Raw genomic sequence first — 16,714 nt, 5'->3', positions numbered from 1 at the left:
CGTCGTCAGCTCATGGCGACCGGGAGTTCCTTGATGCCGTTGATGAAGTTGGAGCGCAGGCGGCGGGCGGGGCCGGTCTGGCGGAGGCGGGGGTGGCGGCGGGCGAGCTGTTCGAAGAGGACGCGGAGCTCCAGTTTGGCCAGGTGGTTGCCCAGGCAGAAGTGGGCGCCGCCGCCGCCGAAGCCGATGTGCGGGTTGGGGTTGCGGCCGATGTCGAAGACGTCGGCGTCCGGGAAGATCGAGGTGTCGCGGTTGGCGGAGGAGTAGAAGACGACGACCTTGTCGTCCTCCTTGATGGTCTTGCCGCCGAGCGTCTGGTCCCTGGTGGAGGTGCGGCGGAAGAGGTTGACGGGGGAGACCCAGCGGACGATCTCGTCGGCGGCCGTGGCGGCCAGCGAGGGGTCGGCGACCAGGCGGTCCCACTGGCCGGGGTGCTCGAACAGGGCGAGCATGCCGCCGGAGGCCGCGTTGCGGGTGGTCTCGTTGCCGGCCACCACCAGCAGGAGGACGAACAGGTCGAACTCGTCCTCCGACAGCGTCTCGCCGTTCTCGTCCGTCTGCAGGAGCTTGGTGACGATGTCGTCGCGCGGGTTGGCGCGGCGCTTGGCCGCCAGCTCGTTGGCGTAGGCGTACACCTCGGCGGCGGCGGCGCTGCCTTCCTCCGGGGAGGCGGCGTAGTCGGGGTCCTGGGCGCCGATCATGCGGTTGGACCAGTTGAAGATCTTGTCACGGTCCTCGACGGGGGCGCCGAGGAGCTCGCAGATCACGTAGAGCGGCAGGGGGGCGGCGACCTCCGTGACGAAGTCGGCCTCGGTGCCGAGCTGGTCCAGCAGGTCGTCACAGATGTCGCGGATGTGTTGTTCGAGTGCGCCGATGGCACGCGGCGTGAAGCCGCGGTTGACCAGGGAGCGGCGGCGGGTGTGCTCGGGCGGGTCCTGGTTGAGCATCATCATGCGTTGCAGCGCCCGCTGCTCCTCGGGCATCTCGTTGAACAGGGCCAGCTTCCGTGCCGACGAGAACAGCTCCGAGTGGCGCGAGACGTGCACCACGTCCTCGTGGCGGGTGACGGCCCAGAATCCCGGCTCGCCCTCGTGCCAGTGAACCGGATCGTGCTCCCGGAGCCAGGCGAGCTGCTCGTGCGGGGGGCCCGCGTCAGCGTAACGGTCCTGGTCTACGAGGTCGATGTGCACCCGGCTCACCCTCTTGATCGAACACTTCGCGAAACCCTGCTGAAACGGGTTCTATTACGCGTCTGTACGGCCGTCAAGTTGACGGGAAAGCGGCCGGTCAACCTGTAACGGCTGTTTCACCTGCGCGTAAGCCTGTGATGTCCTCCGATGTTTCTCCTGTTCCGTGCGGCGGGCAGTCAGAGCGCGGCGGGCCGGACCCTCAGGTCACGGATCGGATTTAACCAGCGTGAGGCTCTTGACACGCACCCGAGGCCGCCTTCAGCATCGGGAGGCGAGACATCCGATGTATGACTGAAGGACGCGGTGTGAAGCTGCTGCGAGTAGGACCCGTAGGCCAGGAACGACCGGTGGCGATGGATGCCGACGGTAACCTCCGCGACATCGGGGAGCCCGACATCGACGGCGCCTTCCTCGCCTCCGGCGGAGTGGCGCGCGTGCGGGAGGCCCTGGAGCGCGGCACGCTGCCCGTCGCCGACGCCGGGGGCCTGCGCGTCGGCGCCCCCGTCGCCCGGCCGGGGAAGATCGTGTGCATCGGGCTGAACTACCGCGACCACGCCGCCGAGTCCGGCGCCGAGCCGCCCGCCGAGCCCGTCGTCTTCATGAAGGCGAGCGACACCATGGTCGGGCCGTACGACGAGGTGCTGGTGCCGCGCGGCAGCGTGAAGACCGACTGGGAGGTCGAGCTGGCCGTCGTGATCGGCAGGCGCGCCCGCTACCTGGAGTCGCGGGAGGAGGCCCTCGACGCGGTGGCGGGGTACGCGGTGGCCAACGACGTGTCCGAGCGGGAGTTCCAGCTCGAACGGGGCGGCCAATGGGACAAGGGCAAGTCGTGCGAGACCTTCAACCCGCTCGGCCCCTGGCTGGTGACCGCCGACGAGGTCGGCGACCCGCAAGACCTGGCGATGCGGCTCTGGGTGAACGGCGAGCGGCGGCAGGACGGCTCCACCAAGGACATGATCTTCGACGTGGCGGAGATCGTCCGCTACCTGAGCCACTTCATGGTGCTGGAGCCCGGCGACCTCATCAACACCGGCACCCCGGCCGGGGTCGCCATGGGCATGCCCGGCCAGCCCTACCTCCGGGCCGGTGACGTCGTGGAGCTGGAGATCGAGGGCCTCGGCCGGCAGCGGCAGACGGTGGGTCAGGCATGACGACGACACAGGGCGCGGGCTCGTACCGGATCGTCGCGATGGAGACGCACGACGTGCGCTTCCCGACCTCGCGGGAGCTCGACGGCTCCGACGCGATGAACCCCGACCCCGACTACTCGGCCGCCTACGTGGTGCTCAGGACCGACGACGGGTACGCCGGGCACGGGTTCGCGTTCACCATCGGGCGCGGCAACGACGTGCAGACCGGCGCCATCTCCGCGCTGGAGCCGTACGTGATCGGCCGCGACGCCGAGGACCTGGGCGCGCTCTACAAGGAGATGGTCTACGACTCGCAGCTGCGCTGGCTGGGGCCGGAGAAGGGCGTCATGCACATGGCGATCTCCGCCGTGGTCAACGCCCTGTGGGACCTCAAGGCCAAGCGGGCGGGCAAGCCGCTCTGGCTGCTGCTGGCCGAGATGACGCCTGAGGAGATCGTCGAGCTCGTCGACTTCCGGTATCTGAGCGACGCGCTCACGCCGGACGAGGCCCTCCAGATCCTGAAAAATGCGGAAAGCGGGAAGCGGGAGCGCATCGAGCACCTCAAGAGCGCCGGCTACCCCGCCTACACCACCTCGCCCGGCTGGCTCGGCTACGACGACGACAAGCTGCGCCGGCTCTGCCAGGAGGCGCTCGACCAGGGCTTCGGCCAGATCAAGCTCAAGGTCGGCGCCGACCTCGCCGACGACGTGCGCCGCTTCACCGTGGCCCGCGAGGTGTGCGGCCCCGACTATCCCATCGCCGTCGACGCCAACCAGCGCTGGGACGTCGCCTCCGCCATCGAGTGGGTGACCGCGCTCAAGCCGTTCGGCCCGCACTGGGTGGAGGAGCCGACCAGCCCCGACGACGTGCTCGGCCACGCCGCCATCGCCGAGGGCATCAAACCCGTCCCGGTCGCCACCGGCGAGCACGTGCAGAACCGCGTCGTGTTCAAGCAGCTGCTGCAGGCCGGCGCGATCTCGTACCTGCAGATCGACTCCGCCCGGGTCGGCGGCGTCAACGAGAACATCGCGATCCTGCTGCTCGCGGCCAGGTTCGGGGTGCCGGTGTGCCCGCACGCCGGCGGCGTGGGCCTGTGCGAGCTGGTGCAGCACCTGTCGATGTTCGACTACGTGAGCGTCACCGGGACCATGGAGAACCGGGTGATCGAGTACGTCGACCACCTGCACGAGCACTTCACCGACCCGGTGGTGATCGAGAACGGCCGCTACCGAGCCCCGTCGGCGCCCGGCTTCAGCTCCGAGATGCACGCCGAGTCGATCGCCGCCCACACCTACCCCGGCGGAGAGGTCTGGAGGAACACGTGAACCTGAGAGCCATCGTGACCGGCGGCGGTTCCGGCATCGGCCTGGCCACCGCCACCCTGCTCGCCGGGCGGGGCATGAAGGTCGCCTGCCTCGACCTGAACCCGCCCGGCGAGCCGCTGATCGGCATCGCGGCCGACGTCGCCGACGACGCCGCGGTGCGCCGGGCCGTCGCCGAGGCGGCCGACCGGCTCGGCGGCGTCGACGTGCTCGTCAACAACGCCGGCATCGGCGCCCAGGGCACGGTCGAGGACAACCCGGACGAGGAGTGGCGCCGGGTGTTCGACGTGAACGTGTTCGGCATGGTCCGCGTCAGCCGGGCCGCGCTGCCGTACCTGCGCAGGTCGGAGCACGCCTCGATCGTCAACACGTGCTCGATCGCGGCCACCGCCGGTCTCCCTATGCGGGCCCTCTACAGCGCGACCAAAGGCGCGGTGCTGTCGCTCACGCTGGCGATGGCCGCCGACCACATCCACGAGGGCATCCGCGTCAACTGCGTCAACCCGGGCACCGCCGACACCCCCTGGGTCGCCCGGCTGCTCGACGCCGCCGACGACCCCGCGGCCGAGCGGGCGGCGCTGGAAGCCAGGCAGCCGATGGGCCGCCTGGTCAGCGCCGAAGAGGTCGCCGCCGCCATCGCGTATCTGGCCGGCCCCGAGTCCGGCTCCACCACCGGCACGGCCCTGGCCGTGGACGGCGGCATGCAGGGGCTGAGGCTCCGCCCGCACCATCCAGAAAGGTAACCCCCCTGATGAAGCTCAAGCCGCTGGCCGCCTGCGCGGCCCTCGTCGCCGCCCTCGCCGCGTGCGGTTCGGACGCCACCACGACCCCGGCAGCGGGAGGGGAAGGCGGCAAGGTCGGCATCGACCACCCGCGCGCCGACTCCGACTTCTGGAACTCCTACATCAAGTACGTCCCCGAGATGGCGGGCGAGCTCGGTGTCGAGCTGATGCCGGCCACGAACTCGCAGAACGACGTGGCCAAGCTGGTCAACAACGTGCAGGCGCTGATCGGCCAGGGCGCCAAGGCGATCGTCATGGCCCCGCAGGACACCGGCGCCATCGCCAGCACCCTGCAGAACCTGGAGAACAAGAACATCCCGGTCGTCACCGTCGACACCCGCCCCGACAAGGGCAAGGTCTACATGGTGGTCCGGGCCGACAACCGCGCCTACGGCACCAAGTCCTGCGAGTTCCTCGGCGAGCGGCTCGGCGGCAAGGGCAAGGTCGTGCAGCTCATGGGCGCGCTCAGCTCGATCAACGGGCGCGACAGGGCCGAGGCGTTCGGCGAGTGCATGAAGACCAAGTTCCCCGGCATCACGGTCTTCGACGAGCCCACCGAGTGGGAGGGCAGCAAGGCCGCGTCCATGCTGCAGACCCGGCTGGAGCAGCACCCCGACGTCAAGGGCGTCTACATGCACGCGGGCGGTGTGCACCTGGCCCCGACGCTGCAGGTGCTCAAGCAGAAGGGCCTGCTGCTGCCGCCCGACGACCCCAAGCATGTGGTCGTGATCTCCAACGACGGCATCCCGCAGGAGTTCGAGGCGATCCGCAAGGGCGAGATCGACGCCACCATCTCGCAGCCGGCCGACCTGTACGCGAAGTACGCGCTCTACTACGCCAAGGCGGCGCTGGAGGGCAAGACGTTCCAGCCGGGCGCGACGGACCACGACAGCACGATCATCGAGCTGCCGAACGGCCTTGAGGACCAGCTTCCCGCGCCGCTGGTCACCAAGGACAACGTCGAGGACCAGACCCTCTGGGGCAACCAGGTCAAGTGATGACTTATCACGTTGAAGCCCGAAATGTCGTGAAGCGCTTCGGCCCGACCACGGCGCTCAACGGAGCGGGCATCTCGATCGCGGAGGGCGAGACCCACGCGCTCGTCGGCAGGAACGGCGCCGGCAAGTCCACGCTGGTGTCGATCCTCACCGGGCTCCAGCGGCCCGACGAGGGCGAGGTGCGGTTCGCGGGAGAGCCCGCCCCCGCCCTCGCCGACCGCGACGCCTGGCGGCAGCGGGTCGCCTGCGTCTACCAGAAGTCCACGATCATCCCCGCCCTGACCGTGGCCGAGAACCTGTTCCTCAACCGCCAGACCGAGGGCCGCCTCATCAACTGGCGGGCGCTGCGGGCCAGGGCGCGCGAACTGCTCGACACGTACGAGGTCGACGTCGACCCGGGGGCGCTGGCCGGGGACCTCGGCGTCGAGCAGCGGCAGCTCGTGGAGATCGCCCGCGCCCTCTCCTTCGGCGCGCGGTTCATCATCCTGGACGAGCCGACCGCGCGCCTGGACGGTCCGGCCATCGAGCGGCTGTTCGACCGCATGCGCGCGCTGCGCCGGCAGGGCGTGACGATGATGTACATCTCGCACCACCTGGACGAGGTCTACGAGATCTGCCAGAGCGTCACGGTCTTCCGCGACGCCCGGCACATCATGACCTCACCCGTCGCCGACCTGCCGCACGACGAGCTGGTCGACGCCATGACCGGGGAGGCGACCGCGGCCTACCAGGCCCGCGCCCGCACCCCGCGCGAGGCGGTGGTGCTGGCCGCGTCCGGCCTCTCGCTCGCCGGCCGCTACCAGGACGTCGAGCTGTCCGTACGGTCAGGCGAGGTCGTCGGGCTGGCCGGGTCAGGCAGCAGCGGCAAGGTGTCGCTCGCCGAGACCCTGGTCGGCCTGCGCCGGGCCGACACCGGCGCCGTCACCGTGAACGGCCGGGCGGTCAGGCCGGGCGACGTCCCGGCCGCGCTCGCCGCCGGGCTCGGGTTCGTCCCGGAGGACCGCCACCACCAGGGCTTCGTGCCACTGCTGTCCGTGGCCGAGAACGGGACGATGTCGATCGCGCACAAGCTGGGCCGGCTCGGCGCCGTCTCACCCGCGAGACGCCGCGCCCGTGCCGTACGGATGATCCAGGACCTGGACATCAAGACCGAGGGGCCCGACCAGCCCGTCGGCGACCTGTCCGGCGGGAACGCGCAGAAGGTGGTGTTCGCCCGGGCGCTGGCCGACGACCCGGACGCGCTGGTCGTGATCAACCCGACGGCGGGCGTCGACGTCAAGGCCAAGCAGGCGCTGCTCGGCGCCGTCGAGGACGCGGCCGACCGGGGCGCGGGCGCCGTGCTCGTCTCCGACGAGCTGGACGACCTGCGGATCTGCGACCGCGTCCTGGTGATGTTCCACGGACGGGTCGTCAAGGACGTGCCGCGTGGCTGGAGTGACCACGAACTCGTGGCCGTGATGGAAGGCATCGAAGAGTGACCACACCGACCGCACTGACCCCGGCCGTGCCCCGGCTCAGGCTGGCCAGGTTCCGGGACCTGACGCTGGTCCCGGTGATCGTGCTCCTGCTGATCGTGGGCGCGTTCCTGGACCCGGTCTTCCTGACGGCCGGCAACCTGACCAACGTCCTCCAGCAGCAGGCCGCGATCTCCCTGCTGGTGCTGGCCGAGGCGCTGATTCTGATCTCCGGCAAGTTCGACCTGTCGCTGGAGTCGACCGTCGGCATGGCGCCCGCCCTGGCCGTGCTCCTGGTCGTGCCGGTGTCGGCCGGAGGGCTCGGCATCGGGCTGCCGGCCGTGCTGGTGATCCCGCTCTGCCTGCTCATCGGGGCCGCGATCGGGGCGTTCAACGGGTTCCTGATCATCAAGTTCCAGCTGTCGGCGTTCATCGTCACGCTCGCCATGCTGATCATCGTGCACGGCCTGCACCTCGGCCCGACCGAGGGCAAGACGCTGTTCGAGCTGCCCGAGTCGATGCTCTACCTGGGCGGCGCCGTCTGGCTCGGCCTGCCGGCCTCGATCTGGATCGCCGGCGCGCTGTTCGCCGCGGGCATCGCCGGGCTCGCCTACCTGCGGGTGGGCCGGTCCCTGTACGCGATCGGCGGCAACATCGACGCGGCCCGCGCCGCCGGCATCCGGGTGGACCGGGTGCTGTGGGGGGTGTTCATCCTCGGCGGCACGCTCGCCGCGCTGGCGGGCATCCTGGAGACCGGCCGGCTCGGCGCCATCGGCTCCGGCATGGGCGTCAACTGGATCTTCATGGTGTTCGCGGCGGCCGTCATCGGCGGCGTCAGCATGGACGGCGGCAAGGGCACGATCCTCGGCGCGCTCACCGGCGTGCTCGTCATCGGCCTGGTGCAGAACCTGCTCACGCTCCAGGGCGTCTCGGGCTTCTGGCAGCCGGTCGTCTACGGGACCATCATCCTGTTCGCCCTCATGATCAGCCGGATAGCCGGCGGGAAGGCACAGGACTGATGGAACGGCTCGCGCTGCGTACCAGGCTGAAGCCCGGCTGCGAGGAGGTCTACGACCGCGAGCACGCCGAGCTCCCGGCGGAGCTCGAGCGGGCCATGCGCGCGCACGGCCTGCACTCGTGGCGGATCTACCGCGACGGGCTCGACCTGTTCCACGTCGTCGAGGTCGACGACTACGCCGCGCTGCAGGCCGCGCTCCGCGACCATCCGGCCGACCGGGCGTGGCAGGCCCGCATGAACCGGCTCCTCGACGGCGGCTTCGACAAGGACTCCGGCGGTCTCCGGCTGGTCTGGGAGCTGACGTGATCGCGCTGCCCCGCGTCGGCCTGGGCGCCGCGCCCATCGGCAACCTGTTCTCGGCCGTCACCGACGAGCAGGCCCGCGCCACCGTCGACGCGGCCTGGGAGAGCGGGGTGCGCCTGTTCGACACCGCGCCGCACTACGGGCTCGGCCTGTCGGAGCGCCGCCTGGGCGCGGCGCTCCGCGGCAGGTCGGGATACGTGCTCTCGACCAAGGTCGGCCGGCTGCTGGTGCCCTCGTCCTCTGTCCGGAGGGACACCCAGGGCTTCGACGTGCCGGGTGATTTCGAACGCGTGTGGGACTTCTCCCGCGACGGCGTGCTCCGCTCGCTGGAGGAGTCGCTGGAGCGGCTCGGGCTGCCGGGCGTCGACCTCGCGCTCATCCACGACCCGGACGACCACCTGGACCAGGCGCTCTCGGAGGCGTACCCGGCGCTCGCCGAACTGCGCTCGCAGGGCGTGGTCAAGGCCATCGGGGTCGGCATGAACCAGTGGCGGGCGCCGTTGAGATTCGTCCGGGAGACGGACCTCGACGTGGTCATGCTCGCCGGCCGCCACACCCTGCTCGACCAGTCGGGCCTGCCGCTCCTGGACGCCTGCGCCGCACGGGGCGTCCGGGTGCTGGCGGCCGGGGTCTTCAACAGTGGCCTCCTCGCGACCCCCGACCCGTCGGGCACCTTCGACTACGCGCCCGCCCCGCCGGAACTGCTGGACCGGGCCCGGCGGATCGCCTCGGTGTGCGCGGCCCACGGGGTGACGCTCCCGCAGGCCGCGATGGCCTTCCCGCTGCTGCACCCGGCGACGGCGGCGATCGTCCTCGGCGCGCGCTCGCCCGGCGAGGTCAGGACCAACGCCGCGTCGATGGAGCGGCCCGTCCCCGGCGCGCTCTGGTCCGAGCTGCGCGCCGAGGGCCTGCTTCACGAGGGGCGCTGATCAGGCGGCACGCGCTCAAGCCTGGTCCAGCCCGTCCAGCCCCGCTGCTCCAGCAACGCGATCAGCCGGCGCGCCGGCGGCACGACGTCGAAGGCCAGCGTGTCCATCAGCCGGGCGAGCGGCGAGTCGATATCGGTGTCGTCGACGTACTCCTCGCCCCGCTCGTCCGCCATCCGCGTGAGGTAGGCGGCCAGCCTGTCGGCCAGCTCGACCAGCCGCGGGTCGTCGTCGGTCCGGTCAAAGGCCTGGCTCAGGGTGAGGTAGAAGCCGGCGAGCCGCGGGTCGTCGAGCTGCTCCCGCTTGCGTGCCATCCAGCCGGGGACCCGCTCGGGTGAGTGCGCGGCCAGTGGGATCCAGCCGTCGCGCTCGGCCTGGACGATCCGCTCGTCGACCCCGAGCGCCCGCAGCCGGTCGAGATACTCGACCACCTCCGGGGGCAGCGCCAGACTGTCTCCGGAGGCGAGCCGGGAGATCCGCTCGCGGTGCCGCTGCCGCTCGCGGATCTCCGCCCGCAGCCGCCTGTCGATGTCCGCGATCGCCGCGGCGAACTCCTCCTCGTCGGCCCGCAGCAGCTCCCGCACCCGCGCCAGCGGCACCCCGGCCTCGGCGAGGGTCCGGATCCTGATCAGCTCGACCACGGCGTCGGCGCCGTACCTGCGGTAGCCGGAGCGGTCCCGCTCCGGCTCCGGCAGCAGCCCTTTGGCGTGGTAGTGCCGCACCGCGCGGACCGTCACCCCGGCGTACGACGCCAGCTCGCCGATGGTCAGCATCACACCCGGCCGGTCGAATCCCGGACGATCCGGGCGATGTCCTGGGCATGGGTGAAGACCAGCTGGTGGTCGGCGTCGAGCCAGGTCAGGGCGATGTGCGGATGTTCGCGGACGAGCCGCTCGGCACCGGCACGCCAGTTCGCGTTGAAACTCGGCGGCCCGTCGCCGGCCATCGAGGTGGACATGATCAGGCTGATGGGCACGTCGATCCTCCGGTATCGGTCGAGGATCTCGGACCGGATGGCATCGATCTCGAGATTCAGGTCGAGAGTCTCCTGGGCGGTGAGCAGCACCTGGCGTGCGGTGCCCCTCTCGGCCTCCTGCCGCGTCGCCAGATCCGCCCACATGGCCCGGAACGCCGGCAGGACGGCCTCGGTGACGAACGGTTCGGGCACCGGGTTCGCCCCGTCGATGAGGACGAGCCCGGAGACGGAGCCGGGATGCTCGGCGGCATGGTGCACGGCCAGGTCGGCGCCCAGCGAGTAACCCGCCAGCACGGGCGCCTCCGGCAGGCACAGCTCCGCCATGACCGCGCCGAGGTCGCTCAGGAACCCCTCGAAGGAGTACCGGCCGGCGGCCGAGGCGAAGCCGTGGCCGCGCAGGTCGAAGGTCACCACGTCGTGGTCGCGCCGCAGCAGGCCGGCCAGCTCTCGCAGGTGGGCCTGCGTCGTATGCAACCCGGGGCACAGGACCAGCGGTCGTCCCCGGCCGCCGCGGGAGACCGGGATGGTGACGCCGTCGTGGTGGATCGTAAAGTGCCGCATCGTCCTGTCGCCCTTCTCGGCCCGCTCCCCGTCGTCGTGCTCGCCGTGCGACCGGTGCGGTCCGGCGACCTCGGTCACCGTGGGTTTCGTGGTCATCTCACCATGCTGTGGGGTTGACCCTGCGTCAGGGGCAAGCGGCTCCTCCGAAACTATGGTGTTCTAATGATCTTCACGATCACCAAGCCACCCGGGTGGGTCTTCCTGATCGGACTGCTGGCCCCGTGCCTGCTCGTGCTCTACTGGGCCAGCGTGCCGTTCTGGTATCGCGCCGAGATCTTGCTGGTAGGGGTCTTCGTCCTGGGCCCGCTGGTTCTGATCTACATCGGCCGCCTCATCGCGGCCTCGCTGAAGGGCCAGGCCGGCGGTCGCCCATGGAGATGGCTGGCAGCCCCGCTGATCGTCTGGGTCATGTTGCTGTCGCTCGTCACGGACGCGCCTTTCCAGTTGAGATTCGCGATCTCTCTTCCCGAAATCTCTCTTCCCGAAATGGAGGCGTATGCCGCGACGGTCAAGGAGCAGTCGCGGCTCGACGCGCCCTGCGAATGGGTCGGGCTGTATCGCGTGTGCTACTCGGCTCCGCACTACGTCGACTCGGAACCGGTCCCGGGCTCGGCCTACCTCGGCACCGAAGAATGGGTCATCGACAGCAACACGGGCTTCCTCATGGTGCCTCATGGAGAACCGGAGGCGGAGACCATCGACGACGAATACCGCCACGTCGGCGGTCGCTGGTTCGGTCATCATGGATGGGACAACTGGTGAGGCGTGATGGCCGGGTCAACCAGCGTCCGTCGAGAGACACCGGGATCGCAAGTAGTGCACCACCCACAGCCCCGGCACCGGCTCCGCCTCCCCGGTGAGAGTGAACCCGAGTCGCTCGTACAGCATCCTGGCGGGCTTGTTGTCGCGCCCGGTGGAGACCGCGACCCGGCGCTCGCCGGCCCTGGCCATGACCTCCTTCACCAGAGCACGGCCGATGCCCCGCCGGTGCGCGCCGGGGTGCACCATGAGCCGGTTCAGGTCGATCTCCCCGGCCGTCTCCTCCCACGCCACGGCCCCGGCCAGCTCGCCGTCGTCGTCGAACGCCCCCAGCCAGGTGAGCGGCTGAGCCCGCAATTCCTCCGATGTCTCGTGCAGCGGCGGGATGCGGTCATCACCGATGATCTCCGCCTCGACCCGGTAGGCGGCGTGCTGCAGATCGATCAGGCCCGGCTGATCAGCTGAGATCTCGGATATACGCATTCAGCCAATCTCCCACAACGCGCTCACCGGCATCGCCCTCATCCGATCCCCGAACGGCAGCGTCTGCGTTCCCGTGTGGAGCACGATCCCGGCGATGAAGTCGTCCCCAAGGCGGTCGGCGAGGTGCCGCAGTCCTCGAAAATCGTCCGGCCGTACGGTCGATGCGGCCTTGACCTCGATACCCACGACCTGACCCCGGCGGTTTTCCAGGACCGCGTCCACTTCCACCTTGTCCTTGGTCCGGTAGTGGTAGAGGTCCACCTGCTCTTCCGTCCAGGTCAGCTGGCGGGCGAGCTCCATGAGCACGAACCCCTCCATAAGGGGGCCGAACTGTCCCCCAGGACGTACGAGGCCCCGTGCGTCGGCGCCGAGCAGGTATGCGGCGATCCCGGAGTCCACGAACGCCACCTTGGCAGTGCGGATGGCCCTGTTGCTCAGGTTTCTCGACCAGGCAGGTATGCGTTTGATCAGGAAGACCTCTTCGAGCAGGTTCAGGTAGCGGGAGGCCGTGGTGGCCGGCAGCCCTGCCTCGCCACCGAGGGACTGGCTGACGAGAAGTTGTCCGGAACGTGCCGCGAGTAGCCGGATGAGCACGCGCAGCTCGGCCACTCGTTCGATCTCCAGCAACGCGGTCATGTCGCGGGCAATCAGATGATCGACATAGGAGCTGAAGAAGCGCCGCCGTCTGCGATCGTTCACCCGCGCCACCGCTTCCGGAAAACCGCCCCGCACGACGCGTTCCGCATAGTCGGCTCGTGAGACATCGGCGGTGTGACGTAGGTCTGGCCCTTGGTCGAACACGGCATCGATGAAGCCGTCGGGGGCGCCGTCGATCTCTCCTTGGGAGAAGGGCCACAGTTCTATCGTTTCCATCCGTCCCACGAGCGTGTCAGGCAACGTTCGCAGCGCGAGAACACGGGACGAGCCCGTCAGGAGGAACCGACCGGGACGTTGGTCGGCGTCGACTTGAGCCTTGATGGCGAGCAGCAACTCGGGTGCCCGCTGGATCTCGTCGATGACCATCATGCCGGGAACGTCGACGAAGCCATCGGGATCCGCTCGGGCGCCCTGGAGAATGTACGCCACGTCCAGATCGCGCCACTCTGCCGCGTGCTCGTTGACCAGTTGTTTCACGAGCGTGCTCTTGCCGCTCTGGCGGGCGCCGTTGATCAGCACCACCCGTGTGTCCGTCAGGGCTTCCTTCACGAGGGTTTCCGCGTGCCGGACGACCACTCTGCCCAAGGGGGTATGCGCCATGGGGTCAGCATCGCACATCAGCGGTGGTTTGGACGCTATTCACGTGGTGGTTTGGTCGCCCTTCTTATGGGTGATTGGCCGCTCATTCCGTGGTGGGTTGGCCGTACCCTGGCTGAGACTCCCACCCAACCCGCTGATCGTCTCCGGCAGCACTAGCCGCCAGCAACTGCGGTAGCTCTGCTGCGCCCTGGTGAATAGATTGGCTGTCCATGTCTGAGGTGATGCGCTTCTACTACGAAGGCGAACCTGAGCCGCAGATGTCCGAAGAGTGGGAAGCGTTCATGAACGATCCAGATCGCTTTCGCGGTTATCCGGCGCTGCCCGACCCTGAGGACATCACCGCGGAGGAACTGCTGGAGCAGTTGCAGGCGGTCGACACTCGGTCGGTTCGCGATAGCAACGACCCGCTCCTTTCCGTACCACCGGAACAGATCGATCCACCTGTCGAGGACACCGATCCGCCTACAGTGGTCGCCTCTGGCCCAGAGAAGGACGCGGCGGGAGTACATCCCAAGGCCGAGATCTGGGCCGTGTTCAGCGAGTCGGTCACCGAAGCGCGGATGGAGCTGAAGGGCCCCGACGGCTCCCCGGTCGCAGGCACCTCCCAGCAGGAGAACGAAGACATCGCAGCGTTCCTGCCCGAGCAGCCGCTGGCCGTCGATACCCGATACACCGTCGAAGTGTCCGGTGCGAAGGACGCGGCGGGCAACGTCATGTCCGGCCCGCACACTTGGTCGTTCACCACGGGGGCTGACGTTCCGACCGTGAGCGGGTTCGAACCCGGCCGGGATGCCACCGATGCGCCCCCGGACATCAAGGTCATGATGACGATCAACGAGGCGGTGACCGACGTCCAAGTCATCATCAAGGATCCATCGGACACGGCCGCACAGGGGACGCTCAGCAGCGACAACGGCAACACCCTGTGGACCTTCACACCTGCGGCGCCGCTCGCTGCCTCGACCGTGTACCGGGTGGAGGTCAGCGGGGCCAAGAACGACTCCGGCAATGTCATGGCGCCCTACACCTGGTCATTCACCACCGGCGAGACATCTCCAACCTAGCACAAGGCGGCGGGCTGATGTCTGGAGTATCGCTGTCCATCGTCAATCCCTCGGTCACGAGGAGTTCACTCCGAACATCGTCAGCTTCACCCTGCTGAAACTGTAGTTCTGTTCTGCTGTGCCATAGGAGTCCAACGCCGTGGCTGCGGCGCGAACCTCACGAGGTAGCCGCCGCATCGCCGACCGGGCCGTTGTACGCCAGCATGGTCGACTCCGCGGGCACCACGATGTCCGCCACCTCCACCACTCGATCGCCGGCGAGGTGGGCCCGTTGGATCACCATCACCACGCTTCCCGCGCCGATGTCGAGCCGCTTCGCCTCCTTGTGGGTCGCCACCCGCGCCGACACCCGCTCGTCCCAGGCGTCCACCATCAGCCCGATGGAGGCCATGCGGCGTGGCACGCCCTGACCCGCGAACTCGCCGCCTTCGGGGAACGCGATCGGCGTGCCCTTCGTCAGCGCCAGCGGCTCCCATGAGGTCAGCAGCATCCACGGCCCCTCGTCCTTGGTCGAGAACAGGTAGGCGGTGCGCATGACGTCGTGCCAGTGCCCGTCCGCTTCGGCGAGGCCGAGCCGCTCGCGTATCTCCGGCGGGGCCTGCATCGTGTCGGAGGTGTACTCCAAGCTGCCGTGACGGCCCTGCTCCTCTATCGCCGGACCGAACGGCGAGCCGTCCTGCCGCTCCCGGAACCACGAGCGCACCAGCACCTGCTGTCCCGCCTCGCCGACGCGTACGGGGAGCAGGCCACGCACACCGGACGGATGATCTACGTCGAGCTGTGGGACCGGCCGTGAGCGGCTACAGCGTCGTCCCGTTTGTGATCGCCTACGCCCGCGAGGAGGTACGCGACCGGCTCGTGTTCGAGCCGCACGCCGGATCGGACCGCGGGCTGCGGTTGGCGTACGAGATCCCGCGCAAGGGCGACCGCGTCGGCGGCGTCCTGCGCGCCCGCGTGCGGGACCTGCGCAGGCGTGTCGGCAAGCGCGGCCCCGAGCGGATGCGCATGCTCAACACGAGACGGCAGTGGTTGTGCATGGACCGGCTGCTGTGCCAGGTCTGCTCCCGCCCCGCTACCGAACCGGGCACCGGCCGGTCATGGTGGATCCTCGTCCCGCCCGTGTTCGAGGTCGACGACAGCGGGCGAGGGGGCCGTACGAACGCGCCGCCCACCTGCCGCGCCTGCGTCGACATCGCGCTGAGCGAGTGCCCGATGCTGCGCGCCGATGCCACCGTGTGCACCGTCGGCCGGGTCGAGCCCGCCGGAGTGCTGGCCGACATGTACGAGCCCGGCCCGGTGCCGACGCTGACCGCGCACAACGTCTACGTCTCCTGGGACGCCTTCGCCCGCCACCCGCATATCCTGGCCACGTCGCAGGTCGTCCAGCTGCACGATGTACGCGAGCTGGTCAGGACAGGATGAACAGCCAGGAAGCCGACTCGCCCGGCTCGTAGGGGGAGTCGAGGCGTTCGGCGACCACGCCGGGCAGGCCCGGCCGATCCGCCGATATTTCGGATATATGCACTCAGCCAACCTCCCACAACGCGCTCACCGGCATCGCCCGCATCCCACCACCTCCGTGATACGTTCGGCGGCGGCATGCGCCGCTAAAGACTGAGGAGGTGAGACCGATCAACGCTGTGACAGGTCGGGGCTCCCTCCCTCGCATGGCCTAGGGAGTGCCCGAAGAAGGCATCCCGAAAGGCTTCAATCGCTATGCGCTTCACCTCTGAAACGTCGTCCGACGGCGTCTCCGAACAGCTCTTCACCCTCGGTGAGATCCCCGGCGTGCTGTGGACGCCGGAAGACGCCACCGGTCCTCGGCCCCTCGTCCTGATGGGCCACGGCGGCGGCCAGCACAAGAAGGCTCCCGGCATCGTGTTCCGCGCGGGCCGCTTCGTGGCCGAGTGCGGTTACGCGGTGGTGGCGGTCGACGTGCCCAGCCATGGAGACCGTCCGAAGGACGAGGAGTACGACCGGATCGCGACCGCGAACCAGGCCCGCGCGGACGCCGGAGAGGAACTGGCTCCGCTGATCGCCGCCTTCCAGGCCCTCGTGGCCCGCCGGACCGTACCGGAGTGGCGGGCGGTCCTGGACGCGGTCCAGGAACTCGACCACGTCGGCGCGGGCCCGGTGGGCTACTGGGGCGTGTCGCTGGGCTGCGGGCTCGGCGTCCCGTTCGTCGCCGCCGAGCCCCGGGTCCAGGCGGCGGTCCTGGGGCTGGGCGGGGCGCTGTCATCGGCCGGGGACGCCGCGCGCATCACCGTCCCGGTGGAGTTCCTGGTGCAGTGGGACGACGAGCGGGTCCCCAGGGCCCAGAGCCTGGCCTTGTTCGACGCCCTGGGCTCGGCCGAGAAGACGCTGCACGCCAACCCAGGCAAGCACGCGGAGATTCCGCTGTTCGAGATGGACAGCACGCTGCGGTTCTTCGCCCGCCACCTCCGCTGACCCAGGGACGCGAGCCAGGCGGATAATCGGTTGGCATCGCAGG

18 protein-coding genes are annotated in these 16,714 nt (G+C 69.5%); 12 read left to right on the top strand and 6 right to left on the bottom strand.

Annotated features, from left to right (window positions below; translation table 11 throughout):
- Positions 1-5: 5 nt before the first annotated feature.
- Positions 6-1,190, bottom strand: a complete 1,185-nt coding sequence (locus ACIBF7_RS32440; protein WP_271277221.1) for a cytochrome P450 — start codon at positions 1,188-1,190, stop codon at positions 6-8.
- A gap of 353 nt (positions 1,191-1,543) precedes the next feature.
- Here ACIBF7_RS32440 and ACIBF7_RS32435 point away from each other — a divergent pair, with 353 nt between their 5' ends.
- Genes ACIBF7_RS32435 through ACIBF7_RS32400 form a run of 8 tightly spaced genes read left to right on the top strand, consistent with a single transcriptional unit; the run spans position 1,544 to position 9,126 of the window.
- Positions 1,544-2,341, top strand: a complete 798-nt coding sequence (locus tag ACIBF7_RS32435; protein ID WP_271277220.1) for a fumarylacetoacetate hydrolase family protein — start codon at positions 1,544-1,546, stop codon at positions 2,339-2,341.
- A complete protein-coding gene (locus ACIBF7_RS32430; protein WP_271277219.1) occupies positions 2,338-3,645 on the top strand; it encodes an L-fuconate dehydratase in 1,308 nt (435 codons plus the stop codon). Before ACIBF7_RS32435 ends, ACIBF7_RS32430 begins: the two co-directional genes overlap by 4 nt.
- The gene (locus tag ACIBF7_RS32425; RefSeq protein ID WP_271277218.1) at positions 3,642-4,385 is read left to right on the top strand and encodes an SDR family NAD(P)-dependent oxidoreductase; all 744 of its coding nucleotides are present in this window, start codon (positions 3,642-3,644) and stop codon (positions 4,383-4,385) included. The genes ACIBF7_RS32430 and ACIBF7_RS32425 overlap by 4 nt, the downstream gene beginning before the upstream one ends.
- Before the next feature lie 8 nt (positions 4,386-4,393).
- Positions 4,394-5,422 carry a sugar ABC transporter substrate-binding protein gene (locus ACIBF7_RS32420; protein WP_271277217.1) on the top strand — a complete coding sequence of 343 codons (1,029 nt, stop codon included), beginning with the start codon at positions 4,394-4,396 and terminating at the stop codon, positions 5,420-5,422.
- A gap of 29 nt (positions 5,423-5,451) precedes the next feature.
- Positions 5,452-6,900: a sugar ABC transporter ATP-binding protein gene (locus ACIBF7_RS32415; protein ID WP_364237540.1), complete on the top strand. Its 1,449-nt coding sequence runs from the start codon at positions 5,452-5,454 to the stop codon at positions 6,898-6,900.
- Positions 6,897-7,895: an ABC transporter permease gene (locus ACIBF7_RS32410; protein WP_187280961.1), complete on the top strand. Its 999-nt coding sequence runs from the start codon at positions 6,897-6,899 to the stop codon at positions 7,893-7,895. The genes ACIBF7_RS32415 and ACIBF7_RS32410 overlap by 4 nt, the downstream gene beginning before the upstream one ends.
- Entirely contained in the window at positions 7,895-8,200 is a 306-nt protein-coding gene (locus ACIBF7_RS32405) for an L-rhamnose mutarotase (protein ID WP_271277216.1), read from the top strand. The genes ACIBF7_RS32410 and ACIBF7_RS32405 overlap by 1 nt, the downstream gene beginning before the upstream one ends.
- Positions 8,197-9,126: an aldo/keto reductase gene (locus tag ACIBF7_RS32400; protein WP_271277215.1), complete on the top strand. Its 930-nt coding sequence runs from the start codon at positions 8,197-8,199 to the stop codon at positions 9,124-9,126. The genes ACIBF7_RS32405 and ACIBF7_RS32400 overlap by 4 nt, the downstream gene beginning before the upstream one ends.
- On the opposite strand, the gene ACIBF7_RS32395 is transcribed toward ACIBF7_RS32400, so the two are convergent.
- Together ACIBF7_RS32395 and ACIBF7_RS32390 are read right to left on the bottom strand one after the other, a co-directional pair.
- A complete protein-coding gene (locus tag ACIBF7_RS32395) occupies positions 9,111-9,896 on the bottom strand; it encodes a MerR family transcriptional regulator (RefSeq protein WP_271277214.1) in 786 nt (261 codons plus the stop codon). The two genes, ACIBF7_RS32400 and ACIBF7_RS32395, sit on opposite strands and share 16 nt — an antisense overlap.
- Entirely contained in the window at positions 9,896-10,756 is an 861-nt protein-coding gene (locus ACIBF7_RS32390; protein WP_271277213.1) for an alpha/beta fold hydrolase, read from the bottom strand. The genes ACIBF7_RS32395 and ACIBF7_RS32390 overlap by 1 nt, the downstream gene beginning before the upstream one ends.
- Before the next feature lie 66 nt (positions 10,757-10,822).
- Here ACIBF7_RS32390 and ACIBF7_RS32385 point away from each other — a divergent pair, with 66 nt between their 5' ends.
- On the top strand, positions 10,823-11,422 hold the full coding sequence (locus tag ACIBF7_RS32385; protein ID WP_271277212.1) for a hypothetical protein: 600 nt from the start codon (positions 10,823-10,825) through the stop codon (positions 11,420-11,422).
- Between the two features lie 15 nt (positions 11,423-11,437).
- Here the strand turns inward: ACIBF7_RS32385 and ACIBF7_RS32380 are convergent, their stop codons facing one another.
- Entirely contained in the window at positions 11,438-11,902 is a 465-nt protein-coding gene (locus ACIBF7_RS32380) for an N-acetyltransferase (protein WP_271277211.1), read from the bottom strand.
- Entirely contained in the window at positions 11,903-13,108 is a 1,206-nt protein-coding gene (locus ACIBF7_RS32375; RefSeq protein WP_271277210.1) for an ATP-binding protein, read from the bottom strand. It abuts the gene before it with no gap.
- Between the two features lie 260 nt (positions 13,109-13,368).
- Between ACIBF7_RS32375 and ACIBF7_RS32370 the strand changes: the two genes are divergently transcribed.
- On the top strand, positions 13,369-14,223 hold the full coding sequence (locus tag ACIBF7_RS32370; protein WP_397198830.1) for an Ig-like domain-containing protein: 855 nt from the start codon (positions 13,369-13,371) through the stop codon (positions 14,221-14,223).
- Positions 14,224-14,380: 157 nt separating this feature from the next.
- On the opposite strand, the gene ACIBF7_RS32365 is transcribed toward ACIBF7_RS32370, so the two are convergent.
- On the bottom strand, positions 14,381-14,977 hold the full coding sequence (locus ACIBF7_RS32365) for a UTRA domain-containing protein (RefSeq protein WP_148029404.1): 597 nt from the start codon (positions 14,975-14,977) through the stop codon (positions 14,381-14,383).
- Between the two features lie 38 nt (positions 14,978-15,015).
- On the opposite strand from ACIBF7_RS32365, the gene ACIBF7_RS32360 reads away from it, so the two are divergent.
- Both ACIBF7_RS32360 and ACIBF7_RS32355 read left to right on the top strand, forming a co-directional pair.
- Positions 15,016-15,645, top strand: a complete 630-nt coding sequence (locus ACIBF7_RS32360; RefSeq protein ID WP_271277208.1) for a hypothetical protein — start codon at positions 15,016-15,018, stop codon at positions 15,643-15,645.
- Between the two features lie 294 nt (positions 15,646-15,939).
- The gene (locus ACIBF7_RS32355) at positions 15,940-16,671 is read left to right on the top strand and encodes a dienelactone hydrolase family protein (RefSeq protein WP_271277207.1); all 732 of its coding nucleotides are present in this window, start codon (positions 15,940-15,942) and stop codon (positions 16,669-16,671) included.
- Positions 16,672-16,714: the final 43 nt, after the last annotated feature.

Origin of the sequence: Nonomuraea sp. NPDC050478 (genome assembly GCF_044458265.1) — a bacterium.
GTDB classification, from domain to species: Bacteria; Actinomycetota; Actinomycetes; order Streptosporangiales; family Streptosporangiaceae; genus Nonomuraea; species Nonomuraea ferruginea.
This window is presented reverse-complemented; position numbering and strand designations above follow the sequence as displayed.